At 70.4% G+C, this 18,308-nt stretch carries 19 protein-coding genes and 1 pseudogene; 14 read left to right on the top strand and 6 right to left on the bottom strand.

The genetic code is table 11. The features are described from left to right. Nucleotides 1-5 precede the first annotated feature (5 nt). Both JOE67_RS05895 and JOE67_RS05890 read right to left on the bottom strand, forming a co-directional pair. A complete protein-coding gene (locus JOE67_RS05895; protein ID WP_204974567.1) occupies nucleotides 6-431 on the bottom strand; it encodes a molybdenum cofactor biosynthesis protein MoaE in 426 nt (141 codons plus the stop codon). Further along, the gene (locus JOE67_RS05890; protein WP_204974566.1) at nucleotides 428-904 is read right to left on the bottom strand and encodes a MogA/MoaB family molybdenum cofactor biosynthesis protein; all 477 of its coding nucleotides are present in this window, start codon (nucleotides 902-904) and stop codon (nucleotides 428-430) included. Before JOE67_RS05890 ends, JOE67_RS05895 begins: the two co-directional genes overlap by 4 nt. Before the next feature lie 81 nt (nucleotides 905-985). Here JOE67_RS05890 and JOE67_RS05885 point away from each other — a divergent pair, with 81 nt between their 5' ends. Beyond that, nucleotides 986-1,684, top strand: a complete 699-nt coding sequence (locus JOE67_RS05885) for a helix-turn-helix transcriptional regulator (protein ID WP_204974565.1) — start codon at nucleotides 986-988, stop codon at nucleotides 1,682-1,684. Nucleotides 1,685-1,829: 145 nt separating this feature from the next. Here the strand turns inward: JOE67_RS05885 and JOE67_RS05880 are convergent, their stop codons facing one another. After that, complete coding sequence (locus tag JOE67_RS05880) at nucleotides 1,830-2,606, bottom strand: hypothetical protein (RefSeq protein WP_204974564.1); 777 nt, start codon at nucleotides 2,604-2,606, stop codon at nucleotides 1,830-1,832. Between the two features lie 106 nt (nucleotides 2,607-2,712). On the opposite strand from JOE67_RS05880, the gene JOE67_RS05875 reads away from it, so the two are divergent. From JOE67_RS05875 to JOE67_RS05815, 13 genes and pseudogenes are all read left to right on the top strand, one after another. After that, entirely contained in the window at nucleotides 2,713-3,756 is a 1,044-nt protein-coding gene (locus JOE67_RS05875; protein WP_204974563.1) for a uroporphyrinogen decarboxylase/cobalamine-independent methonine synthase family protein, read from the top strand. Between the two features lie 19 nt (nucleotides 3,757-3,775). Continuing rightward, nucleotides 3,776-4,003, top strand: a pseudogene (locus JOE67_RS05870) (GntR family transcriptional regulator); the annotation flags it as partial. A gap of 61 nt (nucleotides 4,004-4,064) precedes the next feature. Further along, nucleotides 4,065-4,739 (top strand): branched-chain amino acid ABC transporter substrate-binding protein, encoded by a 675-nt coding sequence (locus JOE67_RS05865; protein ID WP_420827637.1) that lies wholly within the window; start codon nucleotides 4,065-4,067, stop codon nucleotides 4,737-4,739. A 71-nt stretch (nucleotides 4,740-4,810) separates the two neighbouring features. Next, nucleotides 4,811-5,698 carry a branched-chain amino acid ABC transporter permease gene (locus tag JOE67_RS05860; protein WP_204976726.1) on the top strand — a complete coding sequence of 296 codons (888 nt, stop codon included), beginning with the start codon at nucleotides 4,811-4,813 and terminating at the stop codon, nucleotides 5,696-5,698. A 1-nt stretch (nucleotide 5,699) separates the two neighbouring features. Next, the gene (locus JOE67_RS05855) at nucleotides 5,700-6,857 is read left to right on the top strand and encodes a branched-chain amino acid ABC transporter permease (RefSeq protein ID WP_204974562.1); all 1,158 of its coding nucleotides are present in this window, start codon (nucleotides 5,700-5,702) and stop codon (nucleotides 6,855-6,857) included. After that, nucleotides 6,854-7,777 carry an ABC transporter ATP-binding protein gene (locus JOE67_RS05850; RefSeq protein WP_204974561.1) on the top strand — a complete coding sequence of 308 codons (924 nt, stop codon included), beginning with the start codon at nucleotides 6,854-6,856 and terminating at the stop codon, nucleotides 7,775-7,777. Before JOE67_RS05855 ends, JOE67_RS05850 begins: the two co-directional genes overlap by 4 nt. Next, nucleotides 7,774-8,484, top strand: a complete 711-nt coding sequence (locus JOE67_RS05845) for an ABC transporter ATP-binding protein (protein ID WP_204974560.1) — start codon at nucleotides 7,774-7,776, stop codon at nucleotides 8,482-8,484. The genes JOE67_RS05850 and JOE67_RS05845 overlap by 4 nt, the downstream gene beginning before the upstream one ends. Nucleotides 8,485-8,608: 124 nt before the next feature. Next, the gene (locus JOE67_RS05840; RefSeq protein WP_204974559.1) at nucleotides 8,609-9,769 is read left to right on the top strand and encodes an NAD(P)/FAD-dependent oxidoreductase; all 1,161 of its coding nucleotides are present in this window, start codon (nucleotides 8,609-8,611) and stop codon (nucleotides 9,767-9,769) included. After that, complete coding sequence (locus tag JOE67_RS05835) at nucleotides 9,766-10,011, top strand: (2Fe-2S)-binding protein (RefSeq protein ID WP_204974558.1); 246 nt, start codon at nucleotides 9,766-9,768, stop codon at nucleotides 10,009-10,011. Before JOE67_RS05840 ends, JOE67_RS05835 begins: the two co-directional genes overlap by 4 nt. Further along, nucleotides 10,008-11,381: an FAD-dependent oxidoreductase gene (locus JOE67_RS05830; protein WP_204974557.1), complete on the top strand. Its 1,374-nt coding sequence runs from the start codon at nucleotides 10,008-10,010 to the stop codon at nucleotides 11,379-11,381. The genes JOE67_RS05835 and JOE67_RS05830 overlap by 4 nt, the downstream gene beginning before the upstream one ends. A 1-nt stretch (nucleotide 11,382) precedes the next feature. Further along, nucleotides 11,383-12,315 (top strand): dihydrodipicolinate synthase family protein, encoded by a 933-nt coding sequence (locus JOE67_RS05825; RefSeq protein WP_204974556.1) that lies wholly within the window; start codon nucleotides 11,383-11,385, stop codon nucleotides 12,313-12,315. Nucleotides 12,316-12,391: 76 nt separating this feature from the next. Continuing rightward, nucleotides 12,392-13,393 carry a proline racemase family protein gene (locus JOE67_RS05820; protein ID WP_204974555.1) on the top strand — a complete coding sequence of 334 codons (1,002 nt, stop codon included), beginning with the start codon at nucleotides 12,392-12,394 and terminating at the stop codon, nucleotides 13,391-13,393. A 120-nt stretch (nucleotides 13,394-13,513) separates the two neighbouring features. After that, entirely contained in the window at nucleotides 13,514-15,001 is a 1,488-nt protein-coding gene (locus tag JOE67_RS05815; protein WP_204976725.1) for an aldehyde dehydrogenase (NADP(+)), read from the top strand. Nucleotides 15,002-15,145: 144 nt separating this feature from the next. On the opposite strand, the gene JOE67_RS05810 is transcribed toward JOE67_RS05815, so the two are convergent. Genes JOE67_RS05810 through JOE67_RS05800 form a run of 3 tightly spaced genes read right to left on the bottom strand, consistent with a single transcriptional unit; the run spans nucleotide 15,146 to nucleotide 18,292 of the window. Next, the gene (locus JOE67_RS05810) at nucleotides 15,146-16,327 is read right to left on the bottom strand and encodes a metal-dependent hydrolase family protein (protein ID WP_204974554.1); all 1,182 of its coding nucleotides are present in this window, start codon (nucleotides 16,325-16,327) and stop codon (nucleotides 15,146-15,148) included. 22 nt (nucleotides 16,328-16,349) lie between these two features. Beyond that, nucleotides 16,350-17,333 (bottom strand): proline racemase family protein, encoded by a 984-nt coding sequence (locus JOE67_RS05805; protein ID WP_239528006.1) that lies wholly within the window; start codon nucleotides 17,331-17,333, stop codon nucleotides 16,350-16,352. 32 nt (nucleotides 17,334-17,365) lie between these two features. Further along, on the bottom strand, nucleotides 17,366-18,292 hold the full coding sequence (locus JOE67_RS05800; protein ID WP_204974552.1) for an ornithine cyclodeaminase family protein: 927 nt from the start codon (nucleotides 18,290-18,292) through the stop codon (nucleotides 17,366-17,368). Nucleotides 18,293-18,308: the final 16 nt, after the last annotated feature.

Here is an 18,308-nt window from a genome sequence, read left to right as displayed (position 1 = left end):
GCGGCTCAGCCGCCGATGCCCTTCCAGGCCGTCGTGCCGTCGGCCTCGACCTGCCGCTTCCAGATCGGCAGGTCGCGCTTGATGGCCTCGATGACCTCGCGGCACACCGTGAACGCCTCATCGCGGTGCGATGACGCCACGGCGATCGCGACGGCGGCCTCGCCCACGCCGAGATGGCCGACGCGGTGGCTGACCGCGACCAGGGCATCCGTTCCCTCGGCCGCAGCCTCTGCGATGCGATGCAGAGCGGGCTCGGCGTCAGGGTGCGAGGTGTACTCGAGGGCGACGACGGCGTCCGTCGCATCCGGATCGTGGTCGCGCACGCGACCGACGAAGGTCGTGACGGCGCCGGCGGTCGTGCTGTCGACGGCGGCGATGTGCTCGTCGAGCGACAGGGGCTGCTCGGTGATGCGAGCGAGGCGGACGGTCATCGGTGATCCTCTCCATTGAGCTGGCTGAGCACGTGCGCAGCCGTCGACAGCACGATCGGCATGCCCTCGGCGACGGCCTTGGGCGAGCCGGGCAGGTTGACGATCAGGGCCTCGCCGACGACGCCGGCGAGGCCGCGGGTCAGCATCGACATGGGCGTCGAGGCGAGACCTGCGCGGCGCAGCTCCTCGGCGATTCCAGGCAGCTGCCGCTCGATCACGCGCGCGGTGCCCTCCGGCGTCTGATCGCGGGGGCTGACGCCGGTGCCGCCGCTGGTGACGACGAACCGGATGCCTGTGCCGAGCAGTTCACGAAGCGCCTGCTCCACCGCATCCGCCCCGTCGGGCACGATCCGCGCGTCGTCGCAGGCGAAACCCGCTTCCCGCAGCGCGGCGACCGCGACCGGACCGGCGGTGTCGGCGCGCACGCCGGCGGCCGACCTGTCTGAGACGGTGACGACGGCGGCGGCGATCATGCTCTCCACACTATCCGCGCGATCGGGTTATTCACGGCCCTTGTTCACGCAGCGGAAGGACGGCTCTGGGATCATGGAGGCATGTCGATCACCGGGGTCGCGTACGGACCGATCTCCAGCTACTCGCGCGTGCGCATCCTGCATCTCGTGCAGGAGCGGCCGGAGCGCACGATCGGCGAGCTCTGCGACGCGACCGGACTGCATGCGAATACGATCCGCGAGCACCTGCAGCGACTGATCGAAGGCGGCTACGTCATCCAGGCGACGGAGCACCGCACCACCCGCGGACGCCCTCGCACCCTGTACAGCGCGGCGACCGGCGCGCCCGAGGCCTCGAGCCCGATCGCGCGCGAGAAGATCGCGGGCGCGGCCCGCCGCGGTGACGTGATGCGCAGCATCCTGTCAGAGCCCGAATCCGAGCTGGGGCGCGAGGCGACCTACCAGCTCGACGCTCTCGTCGAGCATCTCGAGGAGAGCGGCTTCGAGCCGATCGTCGACGAGAACCGGATGACCGTCGACCTCACTCCCTGCCCGCACGCGGCCAGCGCTCCCGAGCACCGGCCGATGCTCTGCCAGGTGCACCTGGGGCTCATGCAGGGCGTGCTCACGCAGGCCGGCGGGCCGATCGCCGCCGAGTGCGTGCTCGCCTCTCAGCTGCCGGAGGAGTGCACCGTGCAGCTCAAGGTGGCCGGGCAGCTCAAGGTGGCCGGGCAGCTGAAGGCTACCGGAAAGTCGAAGTCGACCGGGCAGCCGACCGGGCAGCTGCGGCTCACCGCCTGAGCGCGCGGCGGCCGTGCGCTCGCGCGGAGGTGTACGCCTGCCGCGGAGATGTACGCCTGCCGCGGAGGAATCCGCGCTATCCGTCCGCGCGAAGCGCACATTCCCGCGGCAGGCGCACGGCGTCGACCCCGCGTCGAGCCGAAGCTCAGCTGTACAGCGACTCGGTCGGCTCCATCACGATTCCGTGCGCCTCGAAAGCCTGACGGCGCTCTTCGATCCGCCGGTGCATCTCGGCCTGCGCGTCGGCCACGAAGGCGGCGGGGAGGTCGACGGATGCCGGATGCGGGTCGGCATGACCGGCGGCCAGGTACGCATCGAGCTCGGGTCCAGAGGTCCACGAGCAGATCAGGGAGTAGCGCGGCTGGGATCCGCGGTGCCAGACGGCGTGCCAGAAGCGCTGCGTGTCGACGATGATGCGCGAGCCCGCGTGCAGCGGCAGGCGGATCTCGGTCGAGGGGTCGAAGCGGTCTGAGCGCAGGATCAGCAGCGAGTCCGGGTCGTCGGTGAGGTTGAGCCAGGCCCGCACGACCCAGCCGGTGCCGTCGGTGTTCAGGCGGTTGTTGTCATCCTGATGCAGGTTGTAGATCGCGTCGGCGTAGGTGTTCGGCTGAAGCTCGATGACCCGGCAGCGGCCGACGTTCGCACCCGGCTCGAGCGCGCGGGCCTGCAGGGTCGGCGCTTTCGCCACCTGCGAGGCGATCCACACGCCGTCCTTGTCGGTGCGAGGAGGCGTGTGGTTCCAGAAGCCGTTGCACTCGACGTCGCCGGCGTGGCTCGCGAGAGGCGCGAAGCGGGTGATGCCGGACGAACGCCAGCCGACGTACTCGAGGTCGTGCCACTCGGCGGGGTCGCCAGCCTGATCGTGGCGGTCGAGCACGACGTAGCCCGTCTCGCTCAGGGCGGGTGAGGTGAGGAATCCCATCGCGCTTCTCCGTTCGGGCATCCGGTCTCACTCCGATCCTAATCCGGGGCGTCACACGGCGACTCGGGCGCGGCCGGGCAAAAGCCTCTCGTCCTACGCTGGAGGCATGACCCAGCCCCACGGCGCGCTGCTCGTCGGCAGCGTGAACTACGACGACGCCGAGAAGACCCTGCGCACCGCGGCCGAGGTGCTCGGCCCGCGACTCAAGCGCATCCCCGACGGCGAGGTGGGGCGCCGTTTCCACTGGATCATGTTCCAGCCCGATGTGCTCGGCGAGGCAGAGGGGATCGAGCGGATCGGCGCCGAGCCGGTATGGCTGCGCGACCTCGACGCCCGCCCGCTGCGCATCGCCGACGGCGCGGACCCGTCGTCTCTGCAGCTGCCCCCGCTCGGCTACGCGGATGCGGCGATCGAGTCGTATGAGATCTTCCGCAGGCTGCGCGACGAGGGCGCGATCGCCGAGGGCGTTCGCTTCCAGGTCTCGCTGCCCACGGTCGTCGCGGTGGTCGGATCGTTCTTCTTCGGCGACGACCGGGCCGCCATCGAGCCGGCGTACACCGCCGCGCTGCTGCGTGAGCTGGAGCAGATCACCGGGGCGATCCCCGCCGATGATCTGGCCGTGCAGTGGGACGTCGCGAGCGAGATCGGCATCATCGAACGCGCCTCCGGTTACGGCAGGACGATGGAGGCGTGGTGGGACGGCGACCCCTTCGAGGGGCTGGTCTCCCGGCTCGTCGACCTGGTCGATGCCGTGCCCGAGAACGTCGAGGCGGGCGTGCACCTCTGCTACGGAGACGCGGGGGAGCGGCACTTCGTCGAGCCGAGCGATGCAGGCACCCTGGTGCGCTTCGCCAATGCCGTCGTCTCCGGTGCCCGGCGCGACCTCACCTGGTTGCACCTGCCCGTGCCGATCGATCGCGACGACGACGCGTTCTACGCTCCCCTGGCCGAACTGGTGCCGGTCGGCGAGCTGTACCTGGGTCTCGTGCACCGTGAAGACGGCGTCGAGGGCGCCGAGCGGCGCATCGCGGCGGCCTCGAAGGTCGTGCCAGCTTTCGGCGTGGCCACCGAGTGCGGCATCGGGCGTGCTCCGGCGGGCACCACCGAGGGCATCCTCGAGACCCACGCCGCCGTCGCAACCGCGTGGTGACATCGGTGGTGGGTACCATATGACGCATGACCACCCACTGCCGGATCAGCCGATGAGCGGCTTCGCGACCCTGCTGTCGCCCGCTGAGAGCCTGCGCGAGCAGGTCGAGGCGCACCTCTCTGCGCGCATCGTGTCCGGCGAGATCCCGCCAGGACAGGTTCTCACCGTGCCGACGCTGGCCGGCGACTTCGGGGTGAGCGCGACGCCCGTGCGCGAGGCGATGCTCAATCTCGAACGAGCTGGTCAAGCAGAAGCTGCCGGGCGTCTTCCTCATCAACGGCACGGGAACCCAGCAGGCCGAGGCCGCGGTGACCTACGCCCAGAAGACGGGCGCGAAGTCGGTCGCCGCGATCAACGACGCCACCGCCTACGCCAAGGACCTGGCCGACTCGTTCGAGGCGCAGGCGAAGGAGGCCGGCCTCACCGTCGACTTCAACGCCGTCGTGACCCCCGGTGAGAACGACTACGCGGCGGTCGCCACGCAGCTCGCCGATGCCAAGCCCGACCTCGTCTACTGGACCGGCTACTACCAGGAGGGCGGTCTCATCGCCCGCCAGTCGAAGGACGCCGGATTCGAGGGGACCTTCCTCGTCGGTGACGGCTCTGTCGACGCCAAGTTCGCCGAGATCGCCGGCAAGGGATACACCGAGCACGTGCTCGGCACGTTCACCCAGACGCCCGACATGCTCGAGGGCGCCGACAAGTGGATCGCCGACTACAAGAAGCTCGCGGGCGCCGACCCCGGCCCGTACTCGACGCAGGCGTACGACGCCGTCAACGTCGTGGCCGAGGCCATGAAGGAAGCCAAGGGCACCGACTTCGACAAGGTCGTGAAGGCGCTCGAAGGACTGAAGGACTTCGAGACCCTCGGCGGGCCGCTCACGTTCATGCCCGACCACACCCGCTCCGGCGGCGGCTTCGTGATCGTCTCCATCGATCCGGGCTCCGGCCAGTTCGTGCTGAAGGACGACCTGCAGGGCTGATCCGATCCGGGCGGGGCGACGGTGTCGCCCCGCCCGCTTCGCCTCCCCTTCTCGGAAGGACATCCCCTGTGATGCAACTCATCTGGAACGGGCTGATCGTCGGCTCGTTCTACGCCCTCGTCGCGCTCGGCTACAGCATGGTCTACGGCATCATCAAGCTGCTGAACTTCGCGCACGGCGACATCTACATGCTCGGCGCCTTCGCCGGCTTCGCGACGCTGTCCGCCTTCGGCATCTCGAACGAGTCGTCGATCCCGCTGCTGCTCGTGATCCTGCTGCTGTCGATGGTGACCACCGGCCTGATCGGCGTCGCCATCGAGCGGGTCGCCTACCGGCCCCTGCGCAAGAGCCCTCGCCTCGCCGTGCTGATCACCGCCATCGGCGTCTCGTTCACGCTCGAGTACGCCGTGCGCCAGATCTTCGGCCCCAACCCCGAGGCCTTCCCCGTCCGCCTCGAATCGAGCGGGTTCGCCTTCGCCGGCATGCGCATCACGGCCGCGCAGATCGTGCTCGTCGTGATCGCCGCAGCCCTGATGCTCGTGCTCGCCCACATCGTCGAGCGCACCCGCCAGGGCCGCGCGATGCGCGCGATCGCTCTCGACCCGCAGGGCGCTCAGCTCATGGGCATCAACGTCAACCGCGTGATCGCGACCGTGTTCTTCATCGGCTCGGCGCTCGCGGGAGCCGCTGGTGTGATGGCGGGCGCCTACTACGGCTCGATCGACTTCCTGATGGGCTTCATCATCGGGCTGAAGGCCTTCACGGCCGCGGTGATCGGCGGCATCGGCAACCTCTACGGTGCCATGCTCGGCGGGCTGCTGCTCGGACTGCTCGAGTCGTTCGGGGCCGCGTGGTTCGGCGGCGAATGGCGCGACGTGTTCTCGTTCGCCTTCCTCATCCTGTTCCTCACTTTCAAGCCGACCGGCCTCCTCGGAGCCCGCGTCGTCGAGAGGATGTGACATGTCCCGCTCACTGAAGACGCGAGACTCGGCGCTGCGCGCGCCCTCCCCCCTGTTCGACCGACCAGACGCGCCGGGCGGCATCTTCACCTCCAACCGCGGGTTCCTGCGGGCGCTGGGTGTCGTCGCCGTCGTGGTGCTCGCCGTGCTGCCGTTCCTCGACGCGTCGCGGTACACGATGTCGATCGCCACCAGCGCCCTCATCTACGTGATGCTCTGCATGGGGCTGAACGTGGTCGTCGGCTATGCCGGCCTGCTCGATCTCGGCTACATCGCCTTCTTCGCGGTCGGCGCGTACGTCTCGGGCATCCTGACCACCGTCGTCGGCTGGCCGATGTGGATGGCGCTGCCGGCGACCGTGCTGGCCTGCATCGTCGCTGGTGTGATCATCGGCGCCCCGACGCTGCGGCTGCGCAGCGACTACCTGGCGATCGTGACGCTCGGATTCGGCGAGATCATCCGCATCACGGCGAACAACCTCCAGATCACCGGCGGCCCTTCGGGCATCCACGGGATCCCGACCTGGCAGTTCGGCGACTGGAGCTTCGCCGACGGCTTCACCCTCTTCGGACTCGAGTTCCCGCAGCGCGTGGTGTTCTACTACTTCGTCGGCATCGTCGTCGTGCTCGTCGGCGTGATCGGCGCCGGCCGTCTGGCCCGAGGCAAGCTGGGCCGCGCATGGAAGGCCGTTCGCGACGACGAGGACGCAGCTGAGGCGATGGGTATCAACACCTACATCGCCAAGATCACCGCGTACATCATCGGCGCCGTCTGGGCAGGAGTCGCAGGTCAGCTGATGGCCACGCACCTCTCGGCGATCAGCCCGAACAGCTTCCAGTTCCTCTACTCGGCGCTGATCCTGATGGCCGTGGTGCTCGGCGGCATGGGCTCGACGCCCGGCGTGATCATCGGTGCGCTGTTCGTGTCGCTCGCGCCCGAACTGCTGCGCGACTTCTCGGAGTGGCGCTTCCTGATCTTCGGCATCCTGCTCGTGGTCGTCATGCTGTTCCGCCCGGCCGGTCTCTGGCCGTCGACCGCGGTGCTGCCGTGGCTGAAGAGGCAGAAGCCGGTCCCGCCGCCCACGGCGGGGTTCATGGCCGTGCCCTCGCGCTCCGCCAATGAGGACCTCGAGACCGTCGAAGGGGAGGAGAGCCGATGAGCGCTCTGCTGGAGGTCTCCGACCTGCGTCTGCAGTTCGGAGGCGTGAAGGCCGTCGACGGGCTGAGCTTCACCGTCGAGTCGGGCGAGATCCTCGCCGTGATCGGTCCGAACGGCGCGGGCAAGACGAGTGCGTTCAACTGCATCTCGGGCTTCTACCTTCCCACCTCGGGGTCGGTCGTGTTCGACGGCAACGACATCGTCCGCGAGGCGCCGTCGATCTGGCGCAGTCTGCGCCTGGTCGATCTGCTGCAGAGCTTCGGGTTCTACCGGGTGCTGCCGTCGCGGGTCACCAAGTGGGGCATGGCGCGCACATTCCAGAACCTGCGGCTGTTCCGTGAGCTGAGCGTGCTCGACAACGTGAAGACCGCGATGCACGCCCATCTGCGCGAGGGCTTCTGGGCCACGCTGCTGCACACCCCGGGCTACCGCCGGGCCGAGCAGGAGTGCGCGGATCAGGCTCGGGGCTGGCTCGACTTCGTCGGGTTCACGGGTGACGAGAACCTCTATGTCACCCAGCTGCCGTACGGCGAGCAGCGACGGGTCGAGATCGCCAGGGCTCTGGCGACGTCTCCCAAGCTGCTGCTGCTCGACGAGCCGGCCGCCGGCCTGAACTTCAACGAGAAGCAGGCGCTGATGCAGCTGATCCGCCGCATCCGCGATCTCGGCGTCGCAGTGGTGCTCATCGAGCACGACATGGGGCTGATCATGGAGCTGGCCGAGCGCATCGTGGTTCTCAATTACGGCAAGGAGATCGCCGTAGGCACCCCCGAGCAGATCAAGAACGACCCGGTCGTGATCGAGGCGTACCTCGGTGTCGAGGACGAGCCGATCGACGACACGAAGCTGCAGACGGGCACGGTGGATCTGTCGCTGCTCGACACCGGCTCCGACAAGACCCGCAGGGAGAAGCGCTCATGAGCACGCTGACCGTCGACGCCGCCGAGGTCTACTACGGGAGGGTGCACGCCCTGCGCGCGCTGAGCTTCGAGGTGCGCGAGGGTGAGATCGTCTGCCTGCTCGGCAACAACGGTGCGGGCAAGTCGACCACGATGAACATGCTCTCGGGCCTCGTGCGCCCGAAGTCTGGCACGGTGCGCTGGGGCGACATGGATCTCGCGACCGCGAAGCCGTGGGACATCGTGTCGGCCGGCCTCATCCACGTGCCGGAGGGGCGGCGCATCTTCTCGACCATGACCGTGCACGAGAACCTGCTTCTGGGCGGGTACACCGTGCGCGATCAGAAGAAGATCGCGGAGCGCGTCGATCAGGTCTACAGCCTGATGCCGCGGCTCGCCGAGCGCCGCAGGCAGCAGGGCGGCACGCTGTCGGGAGGTGAGCAGCAGATGGTCGCCATCGGGCGCGCGATCATCGGCGGTCCGAAGCTGCTGCTGCTCGACGAGCCGTCGATGGGTCTCGCCCCTCTGGTCGTCAAGCAGGTCATGGAGACGGTGCAGGCGGTGAATGCGCAGGGCACGACGGTGCTGCTCGTCGAGCAGAACGCGAGGGCCGCACTGAAGATCGCTGATCGCGCGTACGTCGTCGAGACGGGCAGCACGACCCTCGAGGGTCCGGCCGCGGAACTCGCGGCGGATGCGAGAGTGATCGACGCCTACCTGGGCGGCTGACCGCCCTTCGGGCAGAACTCGGATGCGCCACTCCGGTGGGGTGGCGCATCTGCGTTTCACAGAGTAATATGTCACATGTCACCCTCGTGTGGAGGGGGCACGAGCCCGCAGGGAAGGGGGAGCGATGCGGATCATCGTGATCGGCGCCGGCGCTGTCGGCGCGGCATGCGCGCTCGCCCTCACCGAGGCCGGCGCCGATGTCGTCGTCGTCGACCGGGTCGGCGTGGCGGGCGAGACCTCCAGCCGCTGCGAGGGCAACATCCTCGTCTCCGACAAGGAGCCAGGCGCCGAAGCGCTCATGGCCATCGAAGCGAACCGCGCTTGGCGCGAGCTCGCCGAACGGCTCGACGGCGACCGGGTACCAGGTCAGCCGGCCACCGAGTTCGAGGCGAAGGGCGGCATCGTGGTCGCCTTCGAGGGCGGGGCCGAGGCGCTCCAGCGCTTCGCGGACTCGCAGCGCGGCATCGGCATCCGCGGCGACGTGCTCGACGAGCACGCGCTTCGGGCCGCTGAGCCGCACCTCGCATCCGACATCGCGCTCGGCGTGCACTACCCCGACGACGCGCAGGTGCAGCCGAGCCTGGCGACCCAGGCGATGCTCGCCCGCGCGCGCCACCTCGGCGCGCAGCTGCATATCACCGAGGTAACCGGGGCCGTCGTCGAGGCCGATCGGGTGCGCGGCGTGCTCACGCCCACCGGGCGCATCGACGCCGATGCGGTCGTCAACTGCGCGGGGCCCTGGGCCGGAGACGCGGCGGCGCTGTTCGGGTCGACCCTCGACATCCGCCCCCGCCGCGGCACCATCCTGGTGACGGCGCCGATGCCGCAGCGCGTCTTCCACAAGGTGTACGACGCCGACTACGTTGGAGCCGTCGGGTCGGGGGATGCCGCGCTGCAGACCTCCACGGTCGTCGAATCGACGCCTGGTGGCACGGTGCTGATCGGCTCGAGCCGCGAACGCGTGGGCTTCTCGGACGAGGGCCTGCTCGAACCCCTCGCCGAGATCGCCGCCAAGGCCACGCGGCTCTTCCCCTTCCTGCGCGACACCATGCTGCTGCGCACCTACTACGGCTTCCGCCCGTACGCCCCCGATCACCTTCCGGCCATCGGACCGGATGCCCGGATCGCCGGCCTCTTCCACGCCGCCGGGCACGAGGGTGCAGGCATCGGCCTCGCCCCGACCACCGGCGCGCTCATCGCGCACGCGGTGCTCGGCACCGAGGCGCCGCTCGACCCGACGCCGTTCCTGCCCGCGCGTGCCAGTCTGCAGGGGGTGGCTGCATGAGCATCCGGATCGAATTCGACGGGCAGCCGCTCGACGGCCGCGACGGTCAGAGCATCGGCGGCATCCTGCTGTCGAACGGCCGCCGCACCTGGCGCACAGCCGGCGGATCCCAACGCGGCATCTTCTGCGGAATCGGCATCTGCCAGGACTGCGTCGTGACGGTCAACGGCGTCGAGGGCGTTCGCGCCTGCCAGCGCACCGCCTGCGACGGCGATCGCGTCGAGCGGGAGGTGCGCGCATGAGCGTCCGCCGCATCGTCGTGATCGGCGCCGGGCCCGCGGGGCTCGCCGCCGCAGCATCCGCCGCCCGCGCCGGAGCCGACGTCGTGATCGTCGACGAGGGCGAGCGCGTCGGCGGGCAGTTCTGGCGGCACCATCCCGCCCTCACCGATCAGCGGCTGCAGCACCAGCTCGGCAGATTCCGCGAGCTCGAGAGCGCCCTCGGCGGCGTGCGCGTGCTCTCGTCTGCAAGCGTCTGGCGCGTCGAGAGCGGCGCACCCCTGCGGGTGCACGCGCTCACCGGACCGGTGGACGGCGCAGAGCGGCGGGCAGAGACCCTCGAGGCGGATGCCGTGGTGCTGGCCACCGGCGCACACGACCGCGTGCTGCCCGTACCCGGCTGGACGCTGCCCGGTGTCACCTCGGCCGGCGCTGTGCAGGCCCTCGCGAAGCGCGACGGCGTCAGCCTCGGCGCGCGCACCGTCGTCGCCGGGGCAGGGCCGTTCCTGCTGCCCGTCGCGCAGAGCGTCGCGGTCCTCGGCGGCGAGGTCGCCGAGGTCGTCGAGGCCGCCTCGATCGGCGCGATCCTGCGCGGCTGGGGCGCCCGCGCGTGGGAGCTCACCGCCGCCGCCGGCAAGGCGGGCGAACTCGGCTCGTATGTCGCCTCGCTCATGAAGACCCGCACCCCGTACCGCTTCGGCAGCGCCGTGACCCGCATCCACGGCGACTCGTCGGTCGAAGCCGTCACCGTGCAGCGCATCGACGCCGACTGGCGCCCCGTCGCCGGCACCGAGCGCACCGTCGAATGCGACGCCGTCGCTCTCGGGCACGGCTTCACCCCTCGGCTCGAGGCCGCGATCCAGTTCGGCTGCGACATCACCCCCGAGCGGTTCGTCCGCACCGACGAGCAGCAGCTCACAACGGTGCCCGGCGTCTTCGCCGCTGGCGAGATCACCGGCATCGGGGGAGCCGACGCCGCGCTCGCCGAGGGCGAGATCGCGGGGCTCTCGGCCGCCGGCATCCGGGCATCCGACCCGCTCCTGCGTGCCCCCGTGGCCGCCCGCCGGCGCATGCGGGCCTTCGCCGCGCGACTGGCGACGCACGCCATCCGCCCGGGCTGGACCGGCTGGCTCGACGACGACACCATCGTCTGCCGCTGCGAAGCAGCGACGAAGGCGGCGATCGCCGAGTACTCGGCCGCCTCGTCGCGCGGCATGCGCCTCGCCACCCGCGCCGGCCTCGGCGCCTGCCAGGGCCGCACCTGCGGCCGCAGCGTCGAGGACATCCTCGGCGCACCCAGCGGCATCGACCGCCGGCCCGTCCTGTCCTCGGTGCGCATCGGCGAGCTCGCCGCACACCGTCCCACCCACCCACTCATCGAAGAAGAGAGCTGAAATGACCGACCAGAACATGGACCTCGGCGGCGTCGTCGTCGCCACCACCCTCGCCTTCAAGGAAGACGCGTCGGCACCCGCCGGCCTCGCCGTCGACTACGACCGGTTCGGCGAGCACGTCGACTTCCTCATGTCGAACGGATGCCGCGGCGTCGGGCCCAACGGGTCGCTCGGCGAGTACTCGTCGCTGACCGACGAGGAGCGCCGCAAGGTCATCCAGGTCGCGGTCGACGCGGTCGACGGCCGAGGCATCGTGATCTCGGGCGTCCACGGCGTCGGCAGCCACCAGGCCCGTCAGTGGGCCGAGCACGCCCGTGAAGACGGCGCCGACGGCGTGCTGCTGCTGCCCCCGACCATCTACCGCGCCAACGAGCGCGAGGTCATCGCCCACTATGAAGAGGTCGCGAAGGTCGGCCTGCCGATCATGGCCTACAACAACCCCTTCGACACCAAGGTCGACCTGGTGCCCTCGCTCGTCGCGAAGCTGGCCGAGATCCCCGAGGTCGTCGCGATCAAGGAGTTCTCGGGTGACGTCCGTCGCGTCTACGAGATCAAGGAGCTCTGCGACATCGACATCATCGCCGGTGCCGACGACGTGCTCTTCGAGCTCATGATCAACGGCGCCGTCGGCTGGTTCGCCGGCTACCCGAACGCCTTCCCGCGTGAGGCCGTCGAGCTGTACAACCTCTGCGCCGACGGCAACTGGCACGAGGCCAAGGCGCTGTACGAGCAGCTCGTCGCCGTGTTCCGCTGGGACTCGAAGACCGAGTTCGTGCAGGCCATCAAGCTGTCGATGGACATCTGCGGCAACTCGTACGGCGGACCGACCCGTCCGCCGCGCGGCCCGCTCTCGGACGAGCAGCGCGCCCAGGTCACCGCCGACACCGAGCGCGCGCTCGCAGCGATCGCCGCCCGCGCGGCCGCTGTCGCCTGACCCGTGTGACAATGACCGACGGGGACGCCGCGACCCGGCATCCCCGTCGGTTCCTCACTCTCAACGAAGGAAGCTGATGCGCGCTCGCCGCACCATCCAGGCCGTCGACTCCCACACCGAGGGGATGCCCACCCGCGTCGTCACCGGGGGCGTCGGACGCATCCCTGGCGCGACGATGAACGACCGCCGGCTCTACGCCATGGAGCACCTCGACGGGCTGCGCGGCTTTCTCATGAACGAGCCCCGCGGCCACGCCGCGATGTCAGGCGTGCTGCTGCAGCCGCCCGCCCGCGACGACGCCGACTGGGGGATCGTCTTCATCGAGGCGTCCGGATTCCTGCCCATGTGCGGCCACGGCACGATCGGAGCAGCGACCGTGCTCGTCGAGACCGGCATGGTCGAGGTGACCGAGCCGGTCACCGAGATCCGCCTCGACGTGCCCGCAGGGCTCGTGATCGCCCGGGTGCGCGTCGAAGACGGCCGCGCCGTCGACGTGACGATCGAGAACGTGCCGAGCTTCGTCGACCGGCTCGACGAGAGCATCGACGTGCCTGGTATCGGCGAGATCACGTACTCGGTCGCTTTCGGCGGCAACTACTACGCCCTCGTCGACCTCGATCAGGTCGGGCTGCCGTTCGACCGTGCTCGGCAGGACGACATCCTCGCCGCTGGCCTGAAGATCATGGACGCCATCAACGAGCAGGCCCCGCCCGTGCATCCCGTGCTCGAGGGGGCGAACCACGTGCACCATGTCGAGTTCATCGCGCCCGGCTCGGACGCTGTGCGCTCACGGCACGCGATGGCGATCCACCCCGGCTGGTTCGACCGCTCGCCCTGCGGCACCGGAACCAGTGCCCGCATGGCCGAGCTGCACGCCCGCGGCGAGCTCGCGCTCGACACCCCGTTCGTGAACGAGTCGTTCATCGGCACCGAGTTCATCGGGCGGGTCGTGGGGGAGACGACGGTCGGCGACCGGGCTGCCGTGATCCCCACCATCACGGGGCGCGCCTGGGTGACAGGGCTGGGCCAGTACATGCTCGACGAGAACGATCCATTCCCCGAGGGCTTCGTGTTCTGAAGCCTGGCGCTTCGCGCGGAGATGTGCGCTTCGCGCGGAGAGATCCCCGGCATCCATCCGCGCGAAGCGCACAATCCCGCGGCAGGCGCAGCGCCGACCGCCACTGAGACCGAGACGAAGATGAAGGAGACCGACGTGACCGAGATCGACATCGAAGAGGTCGCGGCCGCCGCGTCCGCGGCTGCCCGCCCGTTCGCCCGCACCAGCCCGCGTGAGCGCGCGGCCGCGCTGGTCGCCGTGGCGGATGCCCTGGATGCCGCCGGGCCCGAGCTCATCCCGATCGCGATGCGCGAGACCGGCCTCGCCGAAGCGCGTCTCACCGGCGAGCTGCGCCGCACCTCGTGGCAGCTGCGCCTGTTCGCCGACACGATTCTCGACGGTGGGTACCTCGACGCACGCATCGACCGCGCCGACCCCGACTACGTGATCGGGCCCCGCCCCGACGTGCGCCGCATGCTCGAGCCTGTCGGCCCCGTGCTCAACTTCGCCGCCTCGAACTTCCCGTTCGCCTTCTCGGTCGCCGGCGGCGACACGGCTGCCGCGCTCGCCGCGGGCTGCCCTGTGATCGTGAAGGCGCACTCCGGGCATCCGGAGCTCTCCCGCCGCACCGCGGAGGTCGTGACTTCCGCCCTGCGGTCGGCCGGGATGCCCGAGGGCACCTTCCAGCTGATCTCCGGCCAGGAGAACGGCGTCGCGATGCTGAAGGACGAGCGCATCCGCGCCGGAGCGTTCACCGGATCGACGCACGTCGGGCGCATGCTGGCCGACATCGCGGCGTCGCGGCCGGTGCCGATCCCGTTCTACGGCGAGCTCGGCAGCGTGAACCCCGTCTACGCGACCTATGCCGACGGTGCGCTGCTCGACGGCTTCGTGACCTCGGTGTCGGGATCGGCAGGCCAGCTGTGCACCAAGCCCGGCTTCCTGTTCGTGCCTGCAGACGCCGACCTCTCATCGGTGTCGTCGGCGGCGTCGACGGTCACCGAGCACCGGCTGCTCAACCCCGGAATCGGCCGTTCGTTCGCGCAGCGTCGCGACGACGTGCTCGAGGCTCCGGGCGTCGAGGTGCTGTCGCAGGGCGAGGTGCGCGTCGACGACGACGGCCAGACCTACGCGACACCGACGGTCGTGTCGGTGGATGTCGACTCGCTGGTCGCGGCGGGCGACGCCCTGCTCGAGGAGTCGTTCGGGCCGCTGTCGGTGATCGTGCGGTACTCCGATCTGTCGACGCTGCCGGCCCTGCACGCGGGTCTCTTCCCCGGCAACCTGACCTCGACCGTGCACGCGCGGCCCGAGGAGCTCTCCGACGGATCGCTCGCCGAACTCGTCGACGCGCTCGCCGAGACCAGCGGCCGCGTGCTGTTCGGAGGCTGGCCGACCGGCGTCTCGGTCACTCCGGCGATGCAGCACGGCGGCCCGTACCCCGCGACGACGAGCGACGGCACGAGCGTCGGCACCGCTGCGATCACGCGATTCCTTCGCGGCGTCTCGTATCAGGGTGCACCGCAGGAGCTGCTGCCTGCGCCTCTGCGCGACGACAACCCGTGGGGCGTTCCGCAGAGCGTCAGCGAGGCGGGCGTCTCGCAGAGCTGGGGCTCGGCGGTGCGCTGACGCCCGACGCGGGTTGTGATGGGGCACCGTGCGCTGCGTCCTCGCCCCTGCCCATTGTCGTCGCCCCTGCTCAGCTACGTGACTGAGCAGGGGCGACGACGCTGAGCAGGGGCGACGACGTTGAGCAGGGGCGACGACGCTCACTCAGATCACGCTGCCGGCGCGCACCACGGCGAGGCGGGCGTCTTGCTGCCACAGTGCAGCGGGCTCGGCGAGCGGGTCGGATGCCAGCAGCACGGCGTCTCCGTAGGCGCCGGCGTTCAGGTGGCCGAGCGACTCGTCGCCGATGAGCTCGGCGTTCACAGCGGTCATCGACCGCAGGGTCGCGGCGGCGCCCGATGCCTCGACCTGCAGCCGGATGCCCGCGAGCTGGTCGTCTTCGAGGTCTCCCATGAGGTCGGTGCCGAAGCCGACGCGCACCCCTGCCTCGTGGGCGAGGCGCACGGCGTCCTGGCCTTTCGACAGCACCTCGCTGTTCTTCGCGAGCGAGGTCTCGTTGAGGCCGATCTCCGCACCGCGACGGTCCATCGCGTCGTACGCGGCGAGGGTCGGCACGAGGAAGGCCCCGGCTTCGGCCATCAGCCGCGCGGTCTCGGCGTCGATCAGGTTGCCGTGCTCGATCGAGCGCACGCCCGCGGTCACCGCGTGCTGAACCGCCTCTGACGAGTAGGCGTGCGCGCAGACGTAGCTGCCCCGACGGGTGGCCTCATCGACCACGGCGCGCAGCTCGTCGGCCGAGTACTGCGGCACGCGGATGGGATCGGTGAGTGAGAAGACGCCTCCGGATGCCATGACCTTGATCGCATGCGCACCGGTGCGCAGCCGGTTCCGCACGGCCAGGCGCAGGTTGTCGACGCCGTCGACGACCTCGCACATGTGCCCGTGCGAGAAGCACACGTCGACGTGCGCCGAGCGCGGGTCGCCGTGCCCGCCGGTCTGGCTGAGCGCCGGGCCGGTGAAGTGATAGCGGGGGGAGGGGAACAGGTCGGCATCGATGGCGCGGGCGAGGCCGATGTCGCCGCCGGCCACGTCGCGCACGGTGGTGAAGCCGCGCTGCAGGGCCTTCGAGAGCCGGGTCGCGCCGTTGATGGCCGCGTAGCTGAGCGGGCCCCGTTCGTTCTCGAGTCCGTCCATGCTCGTCGCATACGCGTGGAAGTGCGCGTCGATCAGCCCGGGGACGAGCCACCTGCCGCTGCCGTCGAGCCGCCGGGCATCAGGGTCGCCCGCATCGGCGACCCTGCCGTCGACGATGTGCACGTCGCGGGCGTCGAAGCCGTCGCCGTTCCACACCTGTGCTCCGGTGATGGTGATCGATGCTGTGCGCATGGGGTCTCCGTTTCGCTGGTGGTCAGCGCAGGCTGAATCCGGTGGCGACGGGGTCGCCTTCGTCGAGTTCGAACGTCGAGGTTCCCACGCGGTGCGCCTGGCCGGTGACCTCCGGGATCACGCCGCCGTCGGTGCGCTCGGCGACCCGTGCGAGGAAGCGGGTGCCGATGATCGAGTCGTGGGTGAGGGTCTCGCCGTCGGCGAGTTCGCCGGTGGCGGCGAGCAGGGCGACGCGTGCGGCCGTGCCCGAGCCGCACGGGCTGCGGTCGACCTCGCCGTCGGCGAAGACGGTCACGTTGCGCTGGTGCGGTCCGTCGCCGGTGCGGCCGAGGTCGTCGAACAGGATGGTTCCGTATACGCCGCTGAGCCGGTCGTCGTTCAGCTGAGCGGCGGGATGCTCGTTGAGCGCCCACTTGATCTCGCGCCCGATCGCGATGAGAGCGGCGGTGTTCTCGGGTGTGACCTCGAGTCCGACGGCGGATGCCGGAAGCGTCGCGTACACAGCGCCGCCGAACACGAGGTCGACGGTCACCTCTCCGCGCGACGTGCGCAGCGCGATGCCGCGCTCGAGCACGCGGGATTCGACGTTGCGGAAGACGATGTCATGGATGCGCCCGCCGCTCTGCCGCACCCTGGCCTGCACGCGGCCGCTCGGCACGTCGATCGTCACGACCGTCTCGCCGTCGGGGTCGGAGGGCACGCGTCCGGTGCGCACCGCCCAGGCGCCGAGAGCGATCGTGCCGTGCCCGCAGGCGGTCGAGAAGCCGTCCTTGTGCCAGAAGAGCACGCCGAAGTCGGCGCCCTCGTCATCGGGCGGGGTGATGAACCCGCCGTACATGTCGTCGTGGCCGCGGGGCTCGAGGCACAGGAAGCGGCGGATTCCATCGGCCTCGCCGGTGATCGCCTCGACCCGGCGTTCCGCGACGGTCGCGCCGTGCGTCGGCACGTTCTGGACGATGCGGAACGGTTCACCGGCGGTGTGCCAGTCCTCTGTGCTCCAGCGCATGGGCATCCCCTTCGGGCTTCAGGGCAATCGGTTCAGACGGCCAGACGGGCGACGGCGAGGTCCTGCCAGCCCATGCCGCAGGTCTTGACGATGCGAGGGCGGTCGGATGCCGGTGCGACGGCGCCGGTGAACAGCTGGTGCATCGTGATCGCATCGCTCTCGCGCATGGCGCCCTCTCGGACGGCGCGGATGACGTCGCCGGCCTCGGCCGCCGCGACGCGGCGGCTCTCGACGACGACCTGCGACCGGCCGAGCAGTGCAGGGTCCAGTTCGGCCTTCTCGGGCTCGTGCGATCCGATCGCGATGATCATCGCGTCGTCGCGCACCTGATCTGCGGGGAAGAGGGGGTCGGATGCCGTGGTCGCGCACACGATCAGGTCGGCGTCGCGCACGGCATCCGGGGTTCCGGCGCTGATCTGCGCCTCGGGTGCGAACCGGCGCGACTCCTGCACGGCGGATTCGGCGCGTGCGGCGTCCCGGCCGATCAGGCGCACGGTGCGCAGCGGGCGGATGGCCTGCAGCGCCTCGACGTGACGGACGGCCTGCGGACCCGTGCCGAAGATGACCGCGTCGCCCGCGCCCGGATCTGCGAGAAGATCGGCGCACGCCGCCGAGACCGCGGGGGTGCGGAGGCTGGTGAGCGCGGTGCCGTCGAGGATCGCGGTGGGGGAGAGGGTGTCGCCGTCGAGCAGGATGTAGAGCGCCTGGATGCGCTCGAGCCCGCGCGCGGGATTGCCTGGAGCGACGGTGGCGAACTTCTGCCCGACAGCGCCGTCGATGGCTGCGGGCATGAGCAGCAGCTGCCCGGCTGGCACGTCGAGGATGCCTCGCGGCAGGTCGGTCTCGGGATCGAAGCCGTCGCGCAGCACGCGCTGAAGCTCGGCGATCGCTGCGGCCATGGTGACCCGCTCGGCGATCGTCTCGGCGCTGACGAGGGTGAGGTCGGAGACGCTGGGCATACTCCCATCCTAAGGC

The organism is Microbacterium esteraromaticum (assembly GCF_016907315.1).
GTDB classification, from domain to species: domain Bacteria; phylum Actinomycetota; class Actinomycetes; order Actinomycetales; family Microbacteriaceae; genus Microbacterium; species Microbacterium esteraromaticum.
Note: the sequence above shows the minus strand (reverse complement) of the source record. Positions and strands in the feature narration are given on the sequence as shown.

Bases quoted from the DNA above. Each gene is read 5' to 3' on its own strand.
- JOE67_RS05895 (WP_204974567.1), bottom strand. From the start codon at position 431: ATGACCGTCCGCCTCGCTCGCATCACCGAGCAGCCCCTGTCGCTCGAC.
- JOE67_RS05890 (WP_204974566.1), bottom strand. From the start codon at position 904: ATGATCGCCGCCGCCGTCGTCACCGTCTCAGACAGGTCGGCCGCCGGC.
- JOE67_RS05885 (WP_204974565.1), top strand. From the start codon at position 986: ATGTCGATCACCGGGGTCGCGTACGGACCGATCTCCAGCTACTCGCGC.
- JOE67_RS05880 (WP_204974564.1), bottom strand. From the start codon at position 2,606: ATGGGATTCCTCACCTCACCCGCCCTGAGCGAGACGGGCTACGTCGTG.
- JOE67_RS05875 (WP_204974563.1), top strand. From the start codon at position 2,713: ATGACCCAGCCCCACGGCGCGCTGCTCGTCGGCAGCGTGAACTACGAC.
- JOE67_RS05860 (WP_204976726.1), top strand. From the start codon at position 4,811: ATGCAACTCATCTGGAACGGGCTGATCGTCGGCTCGTTCTACGCCCTC.
- JOE67_RS05855 (WP_204974562.1), top strand. From the start codon at position 5,700: ATGTCCCGCTCACTGAAGACGCGAGACTCGGCGCTGCGCGCGCCCTCC.
- JOE67_RS05850 (WP_204974561.1), top strand. From the start codon at position 6,854: ATGAGCGCTCTGCTGGAGGTCTCCGACCTGCGTCTGCAGTTCGGAGGC.
- JOE67_RS05845 (WP_204974560.1), top strand. From the start codon at position 7,774: ATGAGCACGCTGACCGTCGACGCCGCCGAGGTCTACTACGGGAGGGTG.
- JOE67_RS05840 (WP_204974559.1), top strand. From the start codon at position 8,609: ATGCGGATCATCGTGATCGGCGCCGGCGCTGTCGGCGCGGCATGCGCG.
- JOE67_RS05835 (WP_204974558.1), top strand. From the start codon at position 9,766: ATGAGCATCCGGATCGAATTCGACGGGCAGCCGCTCGACGGCCGCGAC.
- JOE67_RS05830 (WP_204974557.1), top strand. From the start codon at position 10,008: ATGAGCGTCCGCCGCATCGTCGTGATCGGCGCCGGGCCCGCGGGGCTC.
- JOE67_RS05825 (WP_204974556.1), top strand. From the start codon at position 11,383: ATGACCGACCAGAACATGGACCTCGGCGGCGTCGTCGTCGCCACCACC.
- JOE67_RS05820 (WP_204974555.1), top strand. From the start codon at position 12,392: ATGCGCGCTCGCCGCACCATCCAGGCCGTCGACTCCCACACCGAGGGG.
- JOE67_RS05815 (WP_204976725.1), top strand. From the start codon at position 13,514: ATGAAGGAGACCGACGTGACCGAGATCGACATCGAAGAGGTCGCGGCC.
- JOE67_RS05810 (WP_204974554.1), bottom strand. From the start codon at position 16,327: ATGCGCACAGCATCGATCACCATCACCGGAGCACAGGTGTGGAACGGC.
- JOE67_RS05805 (WP_239528006.1), bottom strand. From the start codon at position 17,333: ATGCGCTGGAGCACAGAGGACTGGCACACCGCCGGTGAACCGTTCCGC.
- JOE67_RS05800 (WP_204974552.1), bottom strand. From the start codon at position 18,292: ATGCCCAGCGTCTCCGACCTCACCCTCGTCAGCGCCGAGACGATCGCC.